Origin of the sequence: Neorhizobium galegae (assembly GCF_017877055.1) — a bacterium.
GTDB lineage: Bacteria > Pseudomonadota > Alphaproteobacteria > Rhizobiales > Rhizobiaceae > Neorhizobium > Neorhizobium galegae_D.
On the sequence record NZ_JAGIPG010000001.1, the window covers coordinates 933,959 to 951,597 of the forward strand.

Annotated in this window: 18 protein-coding genes; 14 read left to right on the forward strand and 4 right to left on the reverse strand. The window is 61.0% G+C overall.

Annotated elements, in window-relative coordinates; genetic code table 11:
- Nucleotides 1-43: 43 nt before the first annotated feature.
- The 8 genes from J2857_RS04295 to actP all read left to right on the forward strand — a co-directional run bounded on the left by J2857_RS04295 (nucleotide 44) and on the right by actP (nucleotide 7,076).
- Entirely contained in the window at nucleotides 44-895 is an 852-nt protein-coding gene (locus J2857_RS04295) for a branched-chain amino acid ABC transporter permease (protein ID WP_210008782.1), read from the forward strand.
- A complete protein-coding gene (locus J2857_RS04300; protein WP_210008783.1) occupies nucleotides 892-1,866 on the forward strand; it encodes a branched-chain amino acid ABC transporter permease in 975 nt (324 codons plus the stop codon). The genes J2857_RS04295 and J2857_RS04300 overlap by 4 nt, the downstream gene beginning before the upstream one ends.
- Entirely contained in the window at nucleotides 1,866-2,603 is a 738-nt protein-coding gene (locus J2857_RS04305; RefSeq protein WP_210008784.1) for an ABC transporter ATP-binding protein, read from the forward strand. The genes J2857_RS04300 and J2857_RS04305 overlap by 1 nt, the downstream gene beginning before the upstream one ends.
- Nucleotides 2,593-3,315: an ABC transporter ATP-binding protein gene (locus J2857_RS04310; RefSeq protein ID WP_210008785.1), complete on the forward strand. Its 723-nt coding sequence runs from the start codon at nucleotides 2,593-2,595 to the stop codon at nucleotides 3,313-3,315. The genes J2857_RS04305 and J2857_RS04310 overlap by 11 nt, the downstream gene beginning before the upstream one ends.
- A gap of 70 nt (nucleotides 3,316-3,385) precedes the next feature.
- On the forward strand, nucleotides 3,386-4,612 hold the full coding sequence (locus tag J2857_RS04315; RefSeq protein ID WP_210008786.1) for an FAD binding domain-containing protein: 1,227 nt from the start codon (nucleotides 3,386-3,388) through the stop codon (nucleotides 4,610-4,612).
- 20 nt (nucleotides 4,613-4,632) lie between these two features.
- Nucleotides 4,633-5,040, forward strand: coding sequence for a hypothetical protein (locus J2857_RS04320; protein ID WP_007753627.1), 408 nt, complete (start codon nucleotides 4,633-4,635; stop codon nucleotides 5,038-5,040).
- Nucleotides 5,041-5,112: 72 nt separating this feature from the next.
- Nucleotides 5,113-5,433, forward strand: coding sequence for a DUF485 domain-containing protein (locus tag J2857_RS04325; protein WP_210008787.1), 321 nt, complete (start codon nucleotides 5,113-5,115; stop codon nucleotides 5,431-5,433).
- On the forward strand, nucleotides 5,430-7,076 hold the full coding sequence (gene actP / locus J2857_RS04330; protein ID WP_210008788.1) for a cation/acetate symporter ActP: 1,647 nt from the start codon (nucleotides 5,430-5,432) through the stop codon (nucleotides 7,074-7,076). The genes J2857_RS04325 and actP overlap by 4 nt, the downstream gene beginning before the upstream one ends.
- A 47-nt stretch (nucleotides 7,077-7,123) precedes the next feature.
- On the opposite strand, the gene J2857_RS04335 is transcribed toward actP, so the two are convergent.
- Nucleotides 7,124-8,230, reverse strand: coding sequence for an NADH:flavin oxidoreductase/NADH oxidase (locus J2857_RS04335; RefSeq protein ID WP_210008789.1), 1,107 nt, complete (start codon nucleotides 8,228-8,230; stop codon nucleotides 7,124-7,126).
- 238 nt (nucleotides 8,231-8,468) lie between these two features.
- On the opposite strand from J2857_RS04335, the gene J2857_RS04340 reads away from it, so the two are divergent.
- From J2857_RS04340 to J2857_RS04355, 4 genes are all read left to right on the forward strand, one after another.
- Nucleotides 8,469-9,251: an ABC transporter ATP-binding protein gene (locus tag J2857_RS04340; RefSeq protein WP_210008790.1), complete on the forward strand. Its 783-nt coding sequence runs from the start codon at nucleotides 8,469-8,471 to the stop codon at nucleotides 9,249-9,251.
- The gene (locus J2857_RS04345) at nucleotides 9,248-10,078 is read left to right on the forward strand and encodes an ABC transporter permease (protein ID WP_210008791.1); all 831 of its coding nucleotides are present in this window, start codon (nucleotides 9,248-9,250) and stop codon (nucleotides 10,076-10,078) included. Before J2857_RS04340 ends, J2857_RS04345 begins: the two co-directional genes overlap by 4 nt.
- Nucleotides 10,079-10,101: 23 nt before the next feature.
- Nucleotides 10,102-11,172: an ABC transporter substrate-binding protein gene (locus J2857_RS04350; RefSeq protein WP_210008792.1), complete on the forward strand. Its 1,071-nt coding sequence runs from the start codon at nucleotides 10,102-10,104 to the stop codon at nucleotides 11,170-11,172.
- 78 nt (nucleotides 11,173-11,250) lie between these two features.
- Nucleotides 11,251-11,937 carry a VOC family protein gene (locus J2857_RS04355; RefSeq protein ID WP_210008793.1) on the forward strand — a complete coding sequence of 229 codons (687 nt, stop codon included), beginning with the start codon at nucleotides 11,251-11,253 and terminating at the stop codon, nucleotides 11,935-11,937.
- 51 nt (nucleotides 11,938-11,988) lie between these two features.
- Here the strand turns inward: J2857_RS04355 and J2857_RS04360 are convergent, their stop codons facing one another.
- Genes J2857_RS04360 through J2857_RS04370 form a run of 3 tightly spaced genes read right to left on the reverse strand, consistent with a single transcriptional unit; the run spans nucleotide 11,989 to nucleotide 14,864 of the window.
- On the reverse strand, nucleotides 11,989-13,104 hold the full coding sequence (locus J2857_RS04360) for an FAD-dependent monooxygenase (RefSeq protein WP_210008794.1): 1,116 nt from the start codon (nucleotides 13,102-13,104) through the stop codon (nucleotides 11,989-11,991).
- Nucleotides 13,101-14,315 (reverse strand): MFS transporter, encoded by a 1,215-nt coding sequence (locus J2857_RS04365; protein WP_210008795.1) that lies wholly within the window; start codon nucleotides 14,313-14,315, stop codon nucleotides 13,101-13,103. The genes J2857_RS04360 and J2857_RS04365 overlap by 4 nt, the downstream gene beginning before the upstream one ends.
- A gap of 30 nt (nucleotides 14,316-14,345) precedes the next feature.
- Nucleotides 14,346-14,864, reverse strand: coding sequence for a Dps family protein (locus J2857_RS04370; protein ID WP_210008796.1), 519 nt, complete (start codon nucleotides 14,862-14,864; stop codon nucleotides 14,346-14,348).
- Between the two features lie 495 nt (nucleotides 14,865-15,359).
- On the opposite strand from J2857_RS04370, the gene J2857_RS04375 reads away from it, so the two are divergent.
- Together J2857_RS04375 and J2857_RS04380 are read left to right on the forward strand one after the other, a co-directional pair.
- Nucleotides 15,360-16,946 (forward strand): PAS domain-containing sensor histidine kinase, encoded by a 1,587-nt coding sequence (locus J2857_RS04375; protein ID WP_210008797.1) that lies wholly within the window; start codon nucleotides 15,360-15,362, stop codon nucleotides 16,944-16,946.
- The gene (locus tag J2857_RS04380; protein WP_210008798.1) at nucleotides 16,939-17,604 is read left to right on the forward strand and encodes a response regulator transcription factor; all 666 of its coding nucleotides are present in this window, start codon (nucleotides 16,939-16,941) and stop codon (nucleotides 17,602-17,604) included. The genes J2857_RS04375 and J2857_RS04380 overlap by 8 nt, the downstream gene beginning before the upstream one ends.
- Nucleotides 17,605-17,639: the final 35 nt, after the last annotated feature.

Genomic DNA, 17,639 nt, shown 5'->3' on the forward strand with positions numbered 1-17,639 from the left:
GGACCACCCCCACGAACTCATTCGAGATGGAGGAGGCATTTCAATGTTTTGGATCACCGGGCTTTTCAACAGCCTCGCCTTCGCCGCGGTGCTGTTCCTGCTGGCGGCGGGCTTTTCGTTGATATTCGGCCTGATGAGGGTCGCCAACCTGACGCATGGCGCGTTCTTCATGCTGGGCGGCTATCTCGCCACCTCCGCGATCGGCGCCGGCTTCTGGATCGCCATCGTAGCCGCAGGAGCTGGTTGCGCGCTCCTCGGTGGGCTCGTCCAGCACCTTCTGGTGCAGAGGCTTGCTGGCCGCGAGCTGGCGCAGGTTCTCGGAACTCTTGGCCTCTCGTTCATCGTCGCCGATCAATGCCTTCTGATCTGGTCGGGAGATCCTATATCGCTGGCGCCCCCGGCATTTCTGCAGGGAGCGGCACGACTGGGGATGTTCGCCTTTCCGCTCTACCGCCTCTTCCTGATCGTGGTAGCAGCTTTCGTCGCCATTGCTCTATGGCTCGTCGTCGAGCGCACGACCCTCGGGGCCAAGATTCGTGCGGCAGTCGACGACCGGGAGATGGCCCGGGCAACGGGCATCCCCGTGTCGCGCCTGTTCACGGTCGTTTTCTGCCTCGGTTCGGCTCTTGCAGGCATCGGGGGAGCGCTCGCGGCTCCGGTCCTTTCGGTATACCCCGGCCTTGACACGGAAATGCTGCCGCTGGCGCTTCTCGTCGTCATCCTCGGGGGGATCGGCAGCCTTGCGGGCGCCCTGATCGGCAGCGTCCTGATCGGCATCATATACACGTTCGGACAAATTCTGCTGCCCGATCTCTCCTACGTCATCCTCTTCCTTCCGATGGTCATCGTGCTTGCGGTCCGTCCTGAAGGCCTGCTCGGGAGGCAAGCAGCATGAAGACCGTCGGAATCATCTTCATCACGGCAATCGCCTGCATTCTGCCGTTCCTTCTTCCGGGAAACTTCTACCTCGGAATCGCGACCCAGATCCTGGTCTACGGCCTGTTCGCCGTGAGCGTGAACACTCTCGCCGGGTACGGCGGCATGGTGTCTCTCGGCCATGCCGGGTTCCTAGGCATCGCCGCCTACGCCTATGCGGTGACATCCGGCACCTACGGCTTCTCGCCATGGATTGCGGTTGGCGCGGCCCTTCTGATTGGCACGGCGGCCGCCGCCGTGTTCGGTCTGATCGCGCTCAGAACCAGTGGCCTCAGCTTCCTGATGATCACGCTGGCACTCGGGCAGATCGTTTGGGGCGTGGCTTTTCGCTACACCGACCTCACGAACGGCGACAACGGCATCAGCCTGGGACGCGCCAGCGTGATCTCAGCCGATCCCCTCACACTGTACTACGTTTGTCTGGCGGTGCTGGCCCTCGTCATGGTTCTCCTCGCAGCGTTCATCCGCTCACCGCTCGGCGCTGCGATTAAGGGCGTGCGCGACCAGCCGCGGCGGATGAGCACGCTCGGCTACAACACCTGGGCCATTCGTTACGTGGCGTACCTCGTTTCCGGCTTCGTGGCGACGGTCTCCGGCATTCTCTACGTCCAGATCTTCCAGTTCATAAGCCCGCACGCGCTGTCACTGACCGTCTCCTCGGAAGCGGTTCTCATGGTCATCGCCGGAGGCATAGGTACCTTGTTCGGACCGCTGCTCGGAGCCGGCGTCGTCGTCCTGCTGAAGAACGTCGCCAGTGCCTACACTGACCGCTGGCCGACCCTGCTCGGATGCATATTCCTCTTCATCATCATCGCCATGCCCGAAGGGCTTCTTCCGGGAAGCAAACGGATCCTGGCTGGGATGATCGGCAGCTTCCGAAAGGGGGCCGCGCCCAGCGCCTCCCTCCAGCCAACTTCGAGGGCACGCTGATGTCGGCATTGGAACTCAACAACCTCAGCAAGAGCTTCGGCGGCCTGCATGTCATCAGCGACGTCTCCTTCAAGGTCATGGAAGGCGAGAGGCGCCTCATCCTCGGGCCGAACGGCGCAGGAAAGACGACGCTGTTCAACCTGATTGCGGGGGATCTGGCTCCGAGTTTCGGAACGATATCGCTGGCAGGGGAGGATGTTTCGGCCCTGCCGACCAACAGGCGCGCGGCGCGCGGGATCGGCAGGACCTTCCAGATCCTGACGCTCTTTTCGGGCGAGACGGTCATCCGCAACGTCGTGCTTGCCAGTCTTGGGCGCACTTCCCGCCGCTGGAAGCCTTTCGGTTCGCTCGATGCAGATGAGGAGTTCCGCGCTTCGGCGATGGAAATCCTGCGGACGGTCATGCTCGACTATATAGCCGATAAGTGCGTCAGCGAGACTTCCTATGGCGAAAGACGACGGCTCGAGATCGCGATGGCGCTGGCCCAGCAGCCACGGCTGCTGCTGCTCGACGAACCGCTTGCAGGCCTTTCCAAGGAGGAGCGAAAGGGCGTCGAAGGTCTGCTCAACGCGCTCCCTCGATCGCTGACCGTCATCATGATCGAACATGACATGGACGTCGCGCTCGGCTTTGCCGACCGCATCGCCCTTCTCCAGAACGGCAAACTCCTCGTTGACGGAAGTCGGGACGAGGTGATCGCCGACCCGCGGACAAAGGAGGCCTATCTTGCCGAATAACAACGCGCTGACCCTCAATGCCGTTAACAGCTTCTACGGCGACAGCCACATCCTGCAGGACGTTTCCTTCAATGTTACGGAAGGACGAGTCCTTGCTCTGCTTGGCCGGAACGGGGCGGGGAAGACGACCTGCATGAACACGATCGCGGGACTGATGAAGCCTCGCAGCGGCCACGTGTCTGTATTCGGCCGCAGCATCGAAGGCGCCACTCCAGAAGCGATCTGCCACTCGGGCATCGCATTGGTGCCCCAGGGTCGCCGCATCTTCAAAAGCCTGAGCGTGACGGAGAACTTGGTTGTCGCGAAGAGGCGGCCGACACCGTCCGGACGCGTGGTGTGGGACGTCGAGGACATCTTCAAGGTCTTTCCAAGGCTGGAGGAGCGCCGATCTCATCCCGCCGGACGCCTGTCCGGAGGCGAGCAGCAGATGCTTGCGATCGGGCGGGCGCTGATGACCAATCCGCTGATCCTCCTGATGGACGAACCGACCGAAGGTCTTGCCCCTCAGATCGTCGCCGAGGTCGGGCGTATCATCGGTCAGCTCAGGGAGCTTGGTCTGTCGATCGTACTCGTGGAGCAGCATACTAATTTCGCCCTCCGGCTTGCCGACGACGTGGTCATCATCAGCACGGGCGAGATCGTCGCCCGCGGCACGGCGGCGGACCTCATCCAGGACAGCTCGCTTCTGAACAATCATCTCGGCGTTCATTGACTCGCCGACCGAACGTGGCCGCCGCAGAGACACGTCGGCCACCGACCTCATCCTGAATGGAGGACCTGAAATGAAAGAGACTGGCCACGCATTGATCATCGGCGGTTCGATGGGCGGGCTCTTCGCCGCCCGCCTGCTGCTTGGCAAGGGATGGACGGTCGACGTCTACGAGAGGATATCCTCAGAACTGGCTGGCCGTGGCGCAGGCATCGTCACTCATCCCGAGCTGTTCGACATCCTCGACGCATGCGGCATCGACAGCGAGAACGCCAAGGTCGGAGTGAGCGTCGAGGGCCGCCGTGTCTTCGACCGCAACGGCGAAATCATTGGCGAGAAGTCGCATCCGCAGATCCTGACCTCCTGGGGACGGCTCTATGCCATCCTGAAAGAAGGCCTGCCCGAGGGCTGTTATCATCACGGCTACAACCTGCAAAGCGTCGAGGTCGAAGCCGACGGCGTCGTGGCTCGTTTCGACAATGGCAGCGAGGCTAGGGGTGATCTCCTGGTGGCGGCGGACGGCATCTTCTCCGCTGTGCGTGCACAGTACATGCCGGACGTGATGCCAAACTATGTCGGTTATGTAGCCTGGCGCGGTCTAGTCGATGAGGCCGATCTGTCGGCCGACACCAGGAGCGCGCTGTGCGACCATTTCGCGTTCTCGCTTCCGACGGGAGAACAGATGCTCGGATACCCAGTAGCCGGCGCGGACGAGTCCATCGAACCCGGCCACCGCCGTTTCAATTTCGTCTGGTACCGCCCTGCGGCTCAGGAGGGCGGGCTGAAGGAGCTGCTCACCGACGTCGACGGCGTGACCCATGCGCTATCCATCCCCCCGAACAGGATCCGACCGGCCGTGATCGACGACATGCGCAGTGCCGCCCAGGACCTCCTGTCGCCCCAGTTCGCGGAGGTCGTCGCGAAGACCGCACAGCCGTTCATCCAGGCAATCCAGGATCTCGAGACGCCACGAATGTCAATCGGCGGGCGGATCGCCCTACTCGGGGATGCCGCCTTCGTCGCGAGGCCACATGTCGGGATGGGCGTCACGAAGGCGGCTGCGGACGCGTTCGCGCTTGCCGAGGCGGTCGAGGCCCAGCCCGACGTCGCATCGGCACTTGAGGAATTCGAGCGCCAGCGCCTGGCTTACGGACAGGCGGTCATCCGCAGGGCGCGGCACCTCGGAGCATACATGCAGGCACAGATCCTGACCGATGAAGAGCGGGCAATGGCGGAGCGACATCGCCACCCCGACGCGATCATGAGCGAGACCGCCGTGTCGACCGGCATCGCGGCCTGAACAAGAGAAAGGACGAAATCATGGGAATTCACGTAATCGACACCTGGCCGAAGGCCCCGGAAGGATTGAGCGAGGAACTGGCCGAGGAGTTTGCCCGCAACGCCGGGAACGGCAGGGTAGGGAGTGCGCTCGTCTCGGAGACTGACAGGGTTCGCGTCTGGTCATTGACCTTGAAGCCATCGGAGCGCATCGGCTTTCACACCCACGTGCTCGACTATTTCTGGACCGCTGTCACCGGGGGAAGGGCACGTTCGAACTACGGCGACGGCCGCGTCGCGGAAGTCTCGTACAAGCCCGGTGACACGCAGCATCATCACTATGGACTTGGAGAGTTCATGACGCATGATCTCGAGAATATTGGTGACACGGATCTGACGTTCACTACCGTGGAATTTAAGGACAGCGCGAACGCGCCACTGGTTATTTAAAGTTCTCGGAATGCGGGGATGGTCGCGGTTCGTACGGCCATCCCCGCAACCCTGGATTGGAGGACAGGCGGCATGGATGCACAAGTCAAACCGGTGGATCTGGAGCAGATCCGAAAGCGGCCATTGTTCTCCAGGATCAGCCTCGAAAGGAACTGCCTCGGGGCGGGACTGGCGATAGTGATGGCGGCCTTGTACTTCACCTTCATCAGTGTCGTCGCCTTTTCCCCGGGGATCCTCGCCGCTCCCATATCTCCAGGCTCTTCCATAAGCACTGGCGTGGTCGCTGGCGTTTCCCTCATGGTCTTCGGACTTGTCCTGACAGCAATCTACGCTCTCTACGCAAGCATGCGCCTCGACAAGCTCGCGTCTGCGCTGCGCAAGGAAATCCCATGAACCGGAAAACAGCAGCATCAAGTGGACTCGCGCTCACAATATTTGCTTCCGGTGCACGAGCGGATGCATTGACGGGCGAGGTGGCTCGACAAGCACTCAATCCGCTGGCGATCGCCATGTTCCTGGTGTTCGTCATTGCAAGCCTCGGCGTGACGGTCTGGGCCGCACGGCGCGGAACCCGAACCGCCAGCGACTACTATGCCGCCGGCGGCGGACTTTCCGGCGTGCAGAACGGTCTTGCGATAGCCGGGGACTATACATCGGCTGCGACGTTCCTCGGCGTGACCGCATTGGTCTACGGATCCGGCTATGACGGGATGATCTACGCGATAGGCTTCCTTGTCGGGTTCCCAATGATCCTGTTCCTGATCGCCGAGCCTCTTCGGAATCTTGGGCGATACACCTTTGCGGATCTCGCCGCCTATCGCTTGTCCGAGCGGCCGATCAGGACGGTCGCGGGTGTGAACACCTTAGTTATCGTTCTCTTCTACCTCATCGCTCAGATGGTCGGTGCGGGAAAGCTCATCGAGCTTCTGTTCGGTCTGCCGTACTGGATTGCGGTCGTGCTTGTCGGTGTGCTGATGATGCTCTACGTCACGTTCGGCGGAATGCTGGCGACGACGTGGGTGCAGATCACGAAAGCCGTGCTCCTGCTCTTCGGGACGGTTCTTATGTCGACGCTCATCCTCGCGCATTTCGGCTTCAGTCTGAATGGCCTCTTCGCATCTGCCGTGGCGATCCATCCCAAGGGAATAGCGATCATGGCTCCTGGCGGATTGGTCAAGGATCCGATTTCTGCGCTGTCACTGGGCGTAGCCCTGATATTCGGGACCGCCGGGCTGCCTCACATCCTGATGCGGTTCTTCACCGTGTCGGACGCGGTGCAGGCTCGGGTGTCCGTTCTCGTCGCCACGTGTTTCATCACGGTCTTCTATTCGCTGCTCTTCGTCCTCGGCTTCGGTGCGATCGCGCTGGTATCCGGCGATGCCAATTATCTGGATGCCGCAGGCAAGATCATCGGCGGGACGAACATGGTTGCGATCCACCTCGCCGACAAGCTTGGAGGATCTGTCCTGATGGGCTTCATCTCGGCGGTGGCCTTCGCCACGATCCTCGCCGTCGTGTCCGGGTTGACGATGGCAGGCGCTTCCGCAGCGGGACATGACCTATATGCGCGGGCCTTCCGGAAGGGCAATGCCACGGAAGCCGAAGAAATCCGGATGTCGAAGCTGTCGGCCGTCCTCATCAGCGGCTTTGCGATCGTCCTCGGGATCTTGTTCGAGAACCAGAACATCGCCTTCATGGTGGGGCTCGTGTTCGCGATCGCGGCAAGCGCGAACTTCCCGGTGATTTTTCTCTCTGTGACCTGGCGGGGCCTCACCACACGTGGCGCGGTACTTGGATCGCTTGCAGGGCTTCTGAGCGCGCTCTTTCTCGTTTTGCTCAGTCCTGCCGTATGGTCGGGAACGCTGGGCTTCGGTGCGGCCATCTTTCCGTACGACAATCCGGCTCTCTTCTCCGTGCCACTGGCCTTCGTGGTGACCTTCCTCGCCTCGGTCTCCGACCGGAGCAGAAGCGGTGCCGCCGCGCGCGAGGGTTTCGACGCTCAGTATGTCACGGCCCATACCGGGATAAGATCGTAATCCTCCCGAATGGCCTCGGGCGTGCACCCGAGGCCATTCAGTCCTCGTCAGGCGCTTTCGAAGAGCGTGCGGAACTGGCGCGGCTGGCAACGCAGGTACTGCGGGGCTGCCTTCACACTTTCCCCGAAATGGGCGGCGGCATGCCATGGCCAGCGTGGATCGTACAGTATGGCGCGGGCGATTGCGATCATGTCGGCATCCCCCGTGCTGACGATCGCTTCCGCCTGTTCGAACTCCGTGATGAGACCGACTGCCACGACAGGCATGGAAGTCGCAGCCTTCACGGCCCGGGCGAATGGCACCTGATAGTTCGGCCCGATCGCGATCCTCTGCTCGGCGGCGAGACCACCGGAGGAGACGTGGATGGCGTCGCGGCCCTTCGTCTCGAGGGCCTGCGCGAACGCGATCGTCTCGTCCAACGACCAGCCGCCGTCCACCCAGTCCGAGGCTGACACCCGCATGGTTACGGGGCCGCTTGCCGAGAACTCTTCCTGGACGACTTCGAAGACCTCGAGTGGGAACCGCATCCTGTTCTCCAGCGATCCTCCGTACTCGTCGCTGCGATGGTTCGACAGAGGCGAAAGGAACTGATGCAGCAGATAGCCATGCGCGCCGTGGATCTGGATCGCGGCCAATCCGAGTCGCGCCGCCCGCGCCGCGGCATTGCCAAATGCCTGCCGTATCCGCTTCAGATCCTCTCTGTCGAGGGCGCGTGGAGGGGCGTACGAAGCTTGAAAGGGCACGGCGCTTGGGGCGACGGTTTGCCATCCGTTATCCTTCCCGGGAGCGATCTGGCTGCCTCCATTCCACGGAATATCCGTCGAGGCCTTCCGTCCGGCATGCCCTAGCTGAATACCGATCGCGATGTCGGACCAGCGCCGGATCGACTCGAGGGTCCGCCCCATCGCGGTTTCGCATCCGTCCGAATAGAGGCCGACGTCGCCGTAGGAAATCCGTCCTTCCTGAGAGACCGCGGTGGCTTCGATTGTGAGGAAGCCGGCGCCGGAATTGGCCAGGTTTCCAAGATGGATCAGATGCCAGTCGGTCATCATGCCTTCGTGCGCGGAGTACTGGCACATCGGGGCGATCACAATACGATTGGGTAATGTCAGTCGACCCACCGAAGTAGGCGTAAAGAGTTTGGTGCGGTTCATGACTTCTCCATCTCAGGTTGTCCGAAGATCTTTTCGGTATCGGGAAAACTTCGATTTCCACAGCGTCCAACGCACAGAGGTGCATGAATGCATTGCGGTTTTCGTCATGCCTAAATTATCGCCAAAAACGAGTATTGTCATTCTATTTATCAGATGATAACTAAATTTTCATCAATCAGCGGCGACCCGTGGCAACTGTCGAAAAGCCCATGAACGACAAATATAGAAGGCTTTGAAGGTGGAACAACTAGAGTCATTCATCGAAATCAAGAAGGCGTCGAAGAAATTCGTGACGAGGTCAGGAGATCACGTCACCGCGCTAACCGACGTTAATTTATCAATAGATAAGGGAAAGTTCATTACTCTTGTCGGGCCCAGCGGTTGCGGAAAGAGCACTCTTCTGAGGATGGTCGGGGGGCTGATCCAACGGTCCAGTGGAAGCGTCTCGATCGGTGGCGCGGAGATCGAAGCTCCGACCGCGGGGATCGGTATGGTGTTCCAGTCGCCAGTTCTACTGCCCTGGCGAACAGTGCGCCAGAACGTAACGGTGGCAGCGGACATCGGTGGGGCGAACCGCAGGGAAGTCGACGAGCGGGCGACGAAGTTTCTCGACATGGTTGGCCTGAACGGTTTCGAGGACAAGTATCCGAGCGAACTTTCCGGTGGCATGCAGCAGCGGGTCGGCATCACCCGTGCACTGGTTCACGATCCTGAAGTGCTGCTGATGGATGAGCCCTTCGCCGCACTCGACGCGATGACGAAGGACAAGCTCCAGGTCGAACTGCAGTCACTCTGGATGACAAGCCGGAAGACGGTGATCTTCGTCACGCACAGCATCCAGGAAGCGGTCTTCCTTGCCGACCGAGTCATTGTCCTCGCGCCGAGACCCGGCCGCGTGGTGGATGACATCACGATCGAACTCCCTCGGCCCCGGACGCTCGAGATGATCAATTCCAGGGAATTCGGTGACTATACCAGCGCCGTGCGAAAGCATTTCGAAGCAGAGGGGCTTGTCCAATGAGTGAGGTCATATCCGCTTCCGTTCACCGCAAGGTCAAATCCCCATCGCGGTTCCGTTTCCCGGCTCCGGACATCGTCACCCTGGCATCGGTGGTCGTCCTCGTGACGTTCCTGTCCGCCTGGGAGTGGGTGTTGATACCTCTTCTCAACATAAGTCCGGCGCTCCTGCCAAAGCCTAGCGCCATCGCCATCGCACTTTGGTCCGGGTTGTTTGTCGGAGACCTTGGAACCGACATACTAATCACGCTGCAAGAGGTCTTCCTCGGATACGTACTGGGATCGGCGATCGGATTTGCCTTGGCTATCCCGGTCGCCGGGTCGCGAGTCGCCGAACGAATCCTCTATCCCTATATCGTCGCCCTTCAGGCCATCCCCAAGGTGGCGATCGCACCGCTCTTCGTCATCTGGTTTGGCTTCGGCATGACTTCAAAGGTGGTGATCGTAGCCTTGATCACCTTCTTCCCGGTCTTCGTGAACGCGGTCATCGGGCTACGAGCGACGCCCGCCGAGCAGGACGAGTTGTTCGACGTCTACAACGCGTCCGCATGGCGTCGCTTCCGTTATCTCAGGCTTCCCAATTCGGCGCCCTACATTTTCGGCGGCCTCAATGTCGGTGTGACGCTGAGCGTGATCGGGGCGATCGTCGCCGAATTCGTCGGCGCGCAGGAAGGTATCGGTTCGGCGATCATCCGCGCTGGCTTCGCGCTGGACACCGCAGGGGTCTTCGCGGCCATCGCGGTCTTGACGTTCATCGCCGCGACCGCCAGCGCTGCGATCCAGGCCATTGGCCGCAAACTCGTCTTCTGGATGGAAAATCCGAAGGGCTAATCTAAACCAAAAGGGAACATGTCATGAAGAATGCCTTGAAGGCGGCAACAGTCGTTGCCGCGATCGCTACAGCCATGCCCATCGCGTCCGGCACAGCAAACGCTCTGGAGTCCGTGAAGATCATCCACGGCAACCCGGTCATGATCACCGCCGTCTTCGAACTCTATGTGCCCCTGGCGCTCGGCTGGTGGAAGGACGATGGCTATGACGTGCAGGTCGTCTATTCCCAAGGCTCGGCCGCAGCGGTCCAGAGCATCATCGGCGGCAGCGGCACGATCGGGATGATGAACACGACCCCGTGGCTTGCCGCCGACGCCAAGGGTCTGACAGACATCCGGATGCTGGCGACGATGCGCAACACGTCCTGGCGCATTCTGACGATGGCCGACAAGGGCATCACGAAGGCCGCAGACCTCAGGGGCAAGACTGTCGGCCTTGCGGTCGCCGGCTCCGGCGGAGCGATGTATCTCAACAGCATGCTGGCCTCGCACGACATCAACCCGCAGCGTGAGGTCCGCCAGGCCGTGATCGGTCTCGGGGCGCAGTCATACGAAGCACTGAAGTCGGGTGCGGTTGACGCCAGCCTGACATTCATGTCCGAGATCGCCAATTTCAAGGCTCTCGGGAACAACGCATCGTACTTCTACGACGACCAGTGGATGCAGTTCCCCGACTACGGTCTCGTCGCAACTAACGACACCCTCAAGGCGAAGCCTGAACTGGTCGAGGCTCTGGCGAGAGGGATTGCCAAGGCCCAGATTTTCGCGGAGGCAAATCCCGAATGCGTCGCGAAGATCTATCGCAAGAACTACGGAGCCAACCGCACGACGACGCTCGAGCAGGATACCGAAATCGAAAAGTCGAACGTCGAGGAGGCGAACCTGGCGTTCGACAGGGCCGGCGGTGAGCTGCGCGCCAAGGTCTCGGTCGAGGGCCTCGACAAGCTTCAGGCGTTCCTGCTCGAGAACAAGCTCATTCCCCAGACGATCGACCCCAAGAAGCTCGTGCCGGATGACCAAGCCTTCTTCCGGAGGATCAACAACTTCGACCATGCTGCCGTCATCGCGCAGGCCAAGGCATGCTCGGGCTTCTGAGTGGGACCTCCCAGAACGATCCTCAAAGGGCGGCCGTCGTAGGCCGTCTCCAATGTTCAATGAAACAGGAACTGGAAAATGATTCACATCGATCACGTCTGCCTCGGCGTCCGCAATTTCTTCGATGGCGCACAGCGCCTGCGGGAAGAGACAGGCCTCGGCTGCTACGAGGGAGGGTGGTTTCCCAAGCTCGGCCTCGCCAACAAGATCTTCCCGACAGGGAACGACACCTACATCGAGGTCGAAAGTGTCGTCGATGTCTTCGAATACGAGAAGGGCAATGCCTCTGCCCGCTTCTTCAAGGAGAAATGCGAGGACGGCGACGTGTTCATCGGCTGGTGTGCCCGGGTCGATAGCCGGGATGAACTGGAGCAGCTTGCCAAGCGTCTCGGCACCGATGTGATCGAAAGCACGCTGCGTACCCGTCCCGACGGGATGATGGGCGTCGCGATCCGCACTCCCGAGACTATCCCAAGCTGGCGTGCGGGCCTCCCGAACTTCTTCCTCGTCAGCGACATCACCAAGCATCCGTCGCGCGTCACTCCGCAGTTCGGCACTCGGACTGCCACGGGAATCAGTTGGCTGGAACTCGGCGGCTCCGAAGAGGAGATGAGCGATTACCTCGGCATCCCGGCGAATTCCCTGGGCCTGCGGTTCAATGGCGGCGCGCATGGGCTGCACGCGATGGGAGTGTCGACCAGTGACGGCGAGATCGTAATACGGCGCAATGTGATCAGCGGCACGACAGGCAGGCAGGCGGCTTAGCCCGACCATTCTGACAGGCGGTCGAATAAGCACCGCCTGTCTATTCCGGATCTATAAAGCCGTTGCTCCGAGACGGCGTCCATAGTCTACGATCTCTCTACCAACACCGATCCTGGCGGCCTCGTACCGTTCCAACGCAGCCTGAATCTGCCGTTCTCCGGCAAGGCAAGCCACCAGCGCCATGACATCTGCTGCGGCCTTTGATACTCCCATCGCCGTATGCGGTCGCGCCACGAACGCGGCGTCCCCAACCAACGCGACAGATCTTCCGATCATCCTTGGCGCCTCATAGTCAAAGATGCCCTGGATCGAGGGAGTGGGCTCTGCTTCGACGGCAAGCGCGAACTGCGGCGGCAGTATTTCATGGGCGTCCCGGCGAAGGGCATCGCGCCGTTCCATGGAAAGCCCACCTCGACGGAGCGAATATTGCGATGAATGACCGCGCTCGTCCGTTAAGGTCCGCTGCAGCTCGTCCTGTTCGGTGGGTCTGTACCAGACCCAGTTGTATCTGCGGCGGCCGACATCGATTTCGCCTCCGGATCCGGGAACGAGATAGCCGAGGATGTGCACGCCGCTGGTCACGTAGAAGGCGAAACGGTCGAGCAGTATGGATGCGCCATTGGGTAGTTGCGTTTCCGGGATCAGTCCACGCCAGGCGACATAGCCCGCGAACTGGTTGCCGTGGTCCGTCTGATTAAGGGTGGCGCGCACCACGGAGCCGACGCCGTCGGCTCCGATAACGAGATCGGCGGTTTCCGTGGTGCCGTCCCCGAAGATGATCTCCGCGCTTTGTTCGCCATCCTCGACCCGGACCACCTCTCGGTCGAGCATGAATGCTTCCGAATCGAAGTGCGACAGTACCGTATTGTAGAGGTAATCCCACGAAATCTGCTTCTGCGGAGCCCGCGTCGTCTGAAGGACGCGTCCGTCGCGGCCGAAGTAGATCCGTTCCCTCGCCACCACACCGACCTCTTCGGCGTCCTCGGCACCGATCATCCGGAGAAGGTTGAAGAGGTCTTGCTGGGGAACGAGGCCTGCGCCTCGCCCTCCCAGTCCGTGCGCGGAACGCTCATAGATCGTCACGTCGTGGCCGCTCCTCTGAAGCAGTATCCCTGCGAAGACCCCTGCCAGCGAACCGCCAACAACCCTTATGCGGAGCTTCCTCATGATGGCCTGCCGTTGAGGGTACTGGAGGGAATTTTCAGATGATGGGCGGCCTTTATCGCAACTGCTATGATGCCGAGGGTCGCCCCTAGTACGCTGACGCCCAACCATCCAGCTTGACTCCAGGCCGCGGTTGCGAGAGCCGAACCAGCCGCACCGCCAAGGAACATCCCGGTCATGAAGATCGTGTTGATGCGGCTGCGTGCATTCGGATCGAGCGCGTAGATGAGGTGCTGGTTGGAGACCAGCGCACCCTGGATCCCGAAGTCGAGCACGATGACGCCTAAGACCAAGGCTATCAGCGACGGCCAAGATCCGAAGAGGATCCAGGCGGCCACGGTCAACAGCCCGCCGAGCCAGACTACGAAATGAGGTCCCCGGCGGTCGGCGATCCGACCTGCCAGCGGTGCGGCGAAGATGCCGACCGCGCCGACCACACCGAACAGTCCTGCGATGTCCGCACCGAAGTTGAACTGCGGGCCTTGGAGGTAAAGCGCCAGGATTGTCCAGAAGGCCGTGAAGGACGCGAACAGGAACGCCTGGATGAAGGTGGCCGCCCTCAGCGTCCGCTCACGCTTCCAGAGTCCGGCGAGGGAGGCGATGGCGTGATGGTAGGGAAGGCGTGTCGTAGGCTTGTGATGAGGCAGCGTCCAGAACATCAGCGCCATGGCGAAGAGCGCCAGAGGGACCCCGATCCAGAACATCTCCCTCCATCCGGCATGCTCGCCGACGAAGCCCGACAGCGTCCGACTGAATAGGATGCCGGACAGAACGCCCGCCATCACCGTGCCGATGGTCGCGCCGCGCTTCTCGGGTGGGGCGAGGGATGCCGCGAACGGTACGATCTGCTGCGCGACCGTGGAACTGGCCCCCACGATCAGCGAGGCGGCAATGAGCAGCGCAGGTGTCGGTGCCACTGCGACAAGAGCGAGCGCACCCGCCAGGATGAAGAACTGGCCGATGATCAGCCAGCGCCGGTTGACGAGGTCCCCGAGGGGGAGCAACAGGAACAGTCCAACCGCGTACCCGAGCTGGGTTGCCGTCGGAACCATGCCGACGACGTGCTGGCCGGGAAACTCGGCCTCGATGATGCCGAGCATCGGCTGGTTGTAGTAGATGTTCGCGACGGCGATGCCGGCAGCGACAGCCATCGCCAGAAGACCTATCTGGCTCATCGGCTTCGTGCTCGGAATTTCTTCACTGATGGTAGTCATGGTCGTACCTTCCGGAATTCTGATGACGAATTATGCCGCGTCGCGCGTTGTCTCGAACAGGAACCATGCGCGGCGCTCGGCTTCATCGATCCAGACTTCCAGCAGGCTGGTCGTGGCGACATCGTTGTACTCGGCGCAGAGCTCGTGGGTCTGCCGCATGAAGGATACGAAGCGCTGGTTGTCGTCCTTCAGCTCGGCGAGCATGTCGCGGGGGGTTACGAAGTCTGCGTCGTTGTCGAGAATGCGCTGTAGCTTGCCGATATGCCAGATCGAGCGGAGCGTGGTGCCACCAATCTTCCGGGCGCGTTCGGCTATCGCGTCGGTCATTGCGAAGATCTGGTCGCCCTGGTCGTCAAGCATGAGGTGGTAGTCACGGAAGTGTGGGCCGCTCATGTGCCAGTGAAAGTTCTTGGTCTTCAGGTAGAGCGCGAACGCGTCGGCCAGCAGCGTCGTCAAGGCACCCGATATTTCGGTGACTGCGTTGGGCTCGAAGTCCGAGGGAGTTGTCAGGGGTGCCTTGCGGCGTGTTTCGACGGCGATGCGGTCCATGGTCTATCTCCTGAGCTAGAACGTTGACTTTCAGCCGCGGATCCTCGCGGACGACCCGGTCAGGGATCTCTCTTGCGGCTGACGAAAGCTAGAACAGCCCGGAAGCGCATGACATCCAATGCTGGTCTAAGGGGTCCTATACTTAGGGCTAGGGGGCCGACATCTCGCCGCCGGCACAGCCCGATCGGTACGTTCGTATAGCTCGGGAACGGCGATCACCGCGTAGCCTCAACAAGTCTCTCGGAAATGATTTCCGCACGGAGGCAGGCAGCATCGATAATGCCGTCTATGGAGACCGGCGCCTCAACCCCGTGTGCCGAAGTCCCGTGGCATGCCGCGGCTCCGTATCCGTGGTCACGTGGGCTTCAGAGCAATATCGGCCGTTGCTGCTACGGCTGCCTGAGGCCCAGACCATTGTATAGGTCCTTCGACCCTTTCGATGGACTATTCTCAATCCGCTGGCAAAATGCGTTCGGACAAAACGCAGGGGAACCGATGAGAATCAATCACTTGACCATACCCGGGGCGGTTCCGGCCACGCCAAGCCACCATTTCGCTGCTCGCTTTGCCGCGTTCATCCTTGCGGTGACGGTCTTCTACGTCGACACGTTCACATCGATCGAAAGCGCCATCGCCGTTCTGTACGTGATTGTGCTGCTCCTTGCGGCGGAGTCCCTAAGTCGAAAGGGTATCTGGATAGTGTCCTTTGTGTGCGGCTCGCTCGCCATAGTCTCCTATTTCGGCACGCACAGCTTCAGCCCCGATTTTCCCTCATTACTGCGCCTAGCGGTGTCGCTTGCCGCGCTCCTGATTACCTGCTCCCTGATCCTTCGCAACGACCGGTCGCGAAGCGATCTGATCGCTTCCCATGCCGCCCTGAAGGACAGCGAGCGCCGCTACCGCTCGATCTTCGAGCAGAGCCGCGTGGCACTCTGGGAACGGGACTACTCGCAAGTGAGATCTTTCCTGATGGGGCTGAAAGCGACAGGCGTAGTCGATCTTCGGGAGTACGCGGCGGCCAGACCCGAGATCATATCCCACTGTGTTGCACTTATCCGGACGGTTGCCGCGAATGCTGCAGCCCGGGACCTGCTGGGGACGATCGGAGAGATAGCTCCCGACGGTTCGATGCGGAGGTATCTGGCGCCGAACGACGTGACATTCCTCGAGCTGATGGTCGCGATCTTCAACGAGGAGAATTCGTTCGAAGGGAAGGGCAACCTGATGGCAGCGGATGGCCAGACGAAACTGGTGCTCATGAGCATGACCCTGCCTGACGATTCGTCCAAGTTTGATCGCATCATCGTTGGCATGGTCGACATCACTGAAGGGGAGATGACGCAGAAGGCGCTGCTCGAAGCTCAGGCCGAACTCACGCGCGCGTCCCGTGCCGCTACTGTCGGCGCGCTGTCGGCGTCGCTTGCGCACGAACTCAACCAGCCGCTGGGCGCCCTCGTCGTGAACGCACAGACCATGCTGCGGTGGATGGATCGCGACCCACCCGATCTTGCCGCGATCCGAAGGTCCGCCGAGCGAATGATCCGCGACAGCAAGAGGGCGAGTGAAATCATTCGAAATACCCGTTCGCTGCTTTCCCATGAGGTCCAGGTTCCTGAACGGGTCGGACTTCCTGAGCTGATCGCCGAGACGCGGGCGCTGATGGATCACGATCTTGGCAGGGAGGACGTGACCGTTGACGTCACTTACGGACCCGGGGCAAGAACGGTGGCCGCTGTCCGGATCGAGCTGCAGCAGGTCCTGATCAACCTGATCTCGAACGCGATCCAGGTCATGGCAGAGAAGGATGTCCCGAGGCGGAGGATCGTCATCGAAACGGAGCGCCGGGATGACAGGTCGACGGTGATATCGGTGCGGGATTTCGGGCCTGGAATAAGCGAGGAGGCGATGGCCCGTCTGTTCGAGCCGTTCTTCACGACCAAGGCTACCGGGATGGGGATGGGGCTCTCGATCTGCAAGAGCATGATGGAAGCGCGCGGAGGTGACCTGTCGGCGCGCAACCATACCGACGGCGGCGCAGTCTTTGAAATCACAATACCGATGAGCGAGAACGCCGATGACTGAGACGAATAGCAGGAATAAAATGAAACAGATTCCAGCAGGGCCAGTCGTCCACATCCTCGACGACGACGAATCCATGCGTGAGGCACTGACGGACCTGCTTCAGTCGATGCAGATTTCGAGCCGGGCGTTTGCGACAACGCAGGCTTTCCTGGAATCATACCGCCGCGACCAACCCGGCTGTATCCTACTCGACGTACGCCTGCCCGGTGTGAGCGGTCTGGATTTCCAGGGTCACCTTGAGCGCCTGGGGAACCATATGCCTATCATCTTCATGACCGGATTTGGCGATATTCCGATGTCGGTGCGCGCCATGAAGGCGGGGGCGGTGGATTTCCTGACCAAGCCCTTCCGCGATCAGGATATCCTTGATGCTGTGACGGTCGCCCTCGACAAGGACGCACAGCGTCGCCGCGAGAGTGCGGCGTCCGACGCAGTCGCCGCGCTTGCAGCCACGCTTACGCCGAGGGAGCGAGAGGTCATGGCCGCAGTTGTCCAAGGCCTGATGAACAAGCAGATCGCGTTCAACCTTGGCATCAGCGAGATCACCGTCAAACTTCACCGGGGCAACGTCATGCGCAAAATGGACGCGCGTTCGGTAGCGGATCTAGTGCGCAAGACCGAGCTGCTGGACGAAGCGGGGATCGTACCTACACCATAGTCTGGTATCGAGGTCGGACCGACGAGCGCATAAGA

Coding starts and splice junctions, on each gene's coding strand:
- J2857_RS04380 (WP_210008798.1), top strand. CDS start 16,939: ATGACTGAGACGAATAGCAGGAATAAAATGAAACAGATTCCAGCAGGG.
- J2857_RS04360 (WP_210008794.1), bottom strand. CDS start 13,104: ATGAGGAAGCTCCGCATAAGGGTTGTTGGCGGTTCGCTGGCAGGGGTC.
- J2857_RS04370 (WP_210008796.1), bottom strand. CDS start 14,864: ATGGACCGCATCGCCGTCGAAACACGCCGCAAGGCACCCCTGACAACT.
- J2857_RS04335 (WP_210008789.1), bottom strand. CDS start 8,230: ATGAACCGCACCAAACTCTTTACGCCTACTTCGGTGGGTCGACTGACA.
- J2857_RS04375 (WP_210008797.1), top strand. CDS start 15,360: ATGAGAATCAATCACTTGACCATACCCGGGGCGGTTCCGGCCACGCCA.
- J2857_RS04305 (WP_210008784.1), top strand. CDS start 1,866: ATGTCGGCATTGGAACTCAACAACCTCAGCAAGAGCTTCGGCGGCCTG.
- J2857_RS04295 (WP_210008782.1), top strand. CDS start 44: ATGTTTTGGATCACCGGGCTTTTCAACAGCCTCGCCTTCGCCGCGGTG.
- actP (WP_210008788.1), top strand. CDS start 5,430: ATGAACCGGAAAACAGCAGCATCAAGTGGACTCGCGCTCACAATATTT.
- J2857_RS04320 (WP_007753627.1), top strand. CDS start 4,633: ATGGGAATTCACGTAATCGACACCTGGCCGAAGGCCCCGGAAGGATTG.
- J2857_RS04355 (WP_210008793.1), top strand. CDS start 11,251: ATGATTCACATCGATCACGTCTGCCTCGGCGTCCGCAATTTCTTCGAT.
- J2857_RS04325 (WP_210008787.1), top strand. CDS start 5,113: ATGGATGCACAAGTCAAACCGGTGGATCTGGAGCAGATCCGAAAGCGG.
- J2857_RS04315 (WP_210008786.1), top strand. CDS start 3,386: ATGAAAGAGACTGGCCACGCATTGATCATCGGCGGTTCGATGGGCGGG.
- J2857_RS04350 (WP_210008792.1), top strand. CDS start 10,102: ATGAAGAATGCCTTGAAGGCGGCAACAGTCGTTGCCGCGATCGCTACA.
- J2857_RS04365 (WP_210008795.1), bottom strand. CDS start 14,315: ATGACTACCATCAGTGAAGAAATTCCGAGCACGAAGCCGATGAGCCAG.
- J2857_RS04300 (WP_210008783.1), top strand. CDS start 892: ATGAAGACCGTCGGAATCATCTTCATCACGGCAATCGCCTGCATTCTG.
- J2857_RS04345 (WP_210008791.1), top strand. CDS start 9,248: ATGAGTGAGGTCATATCCGCTTCCGTTCACCGCAAGGTCAAATCCCCA.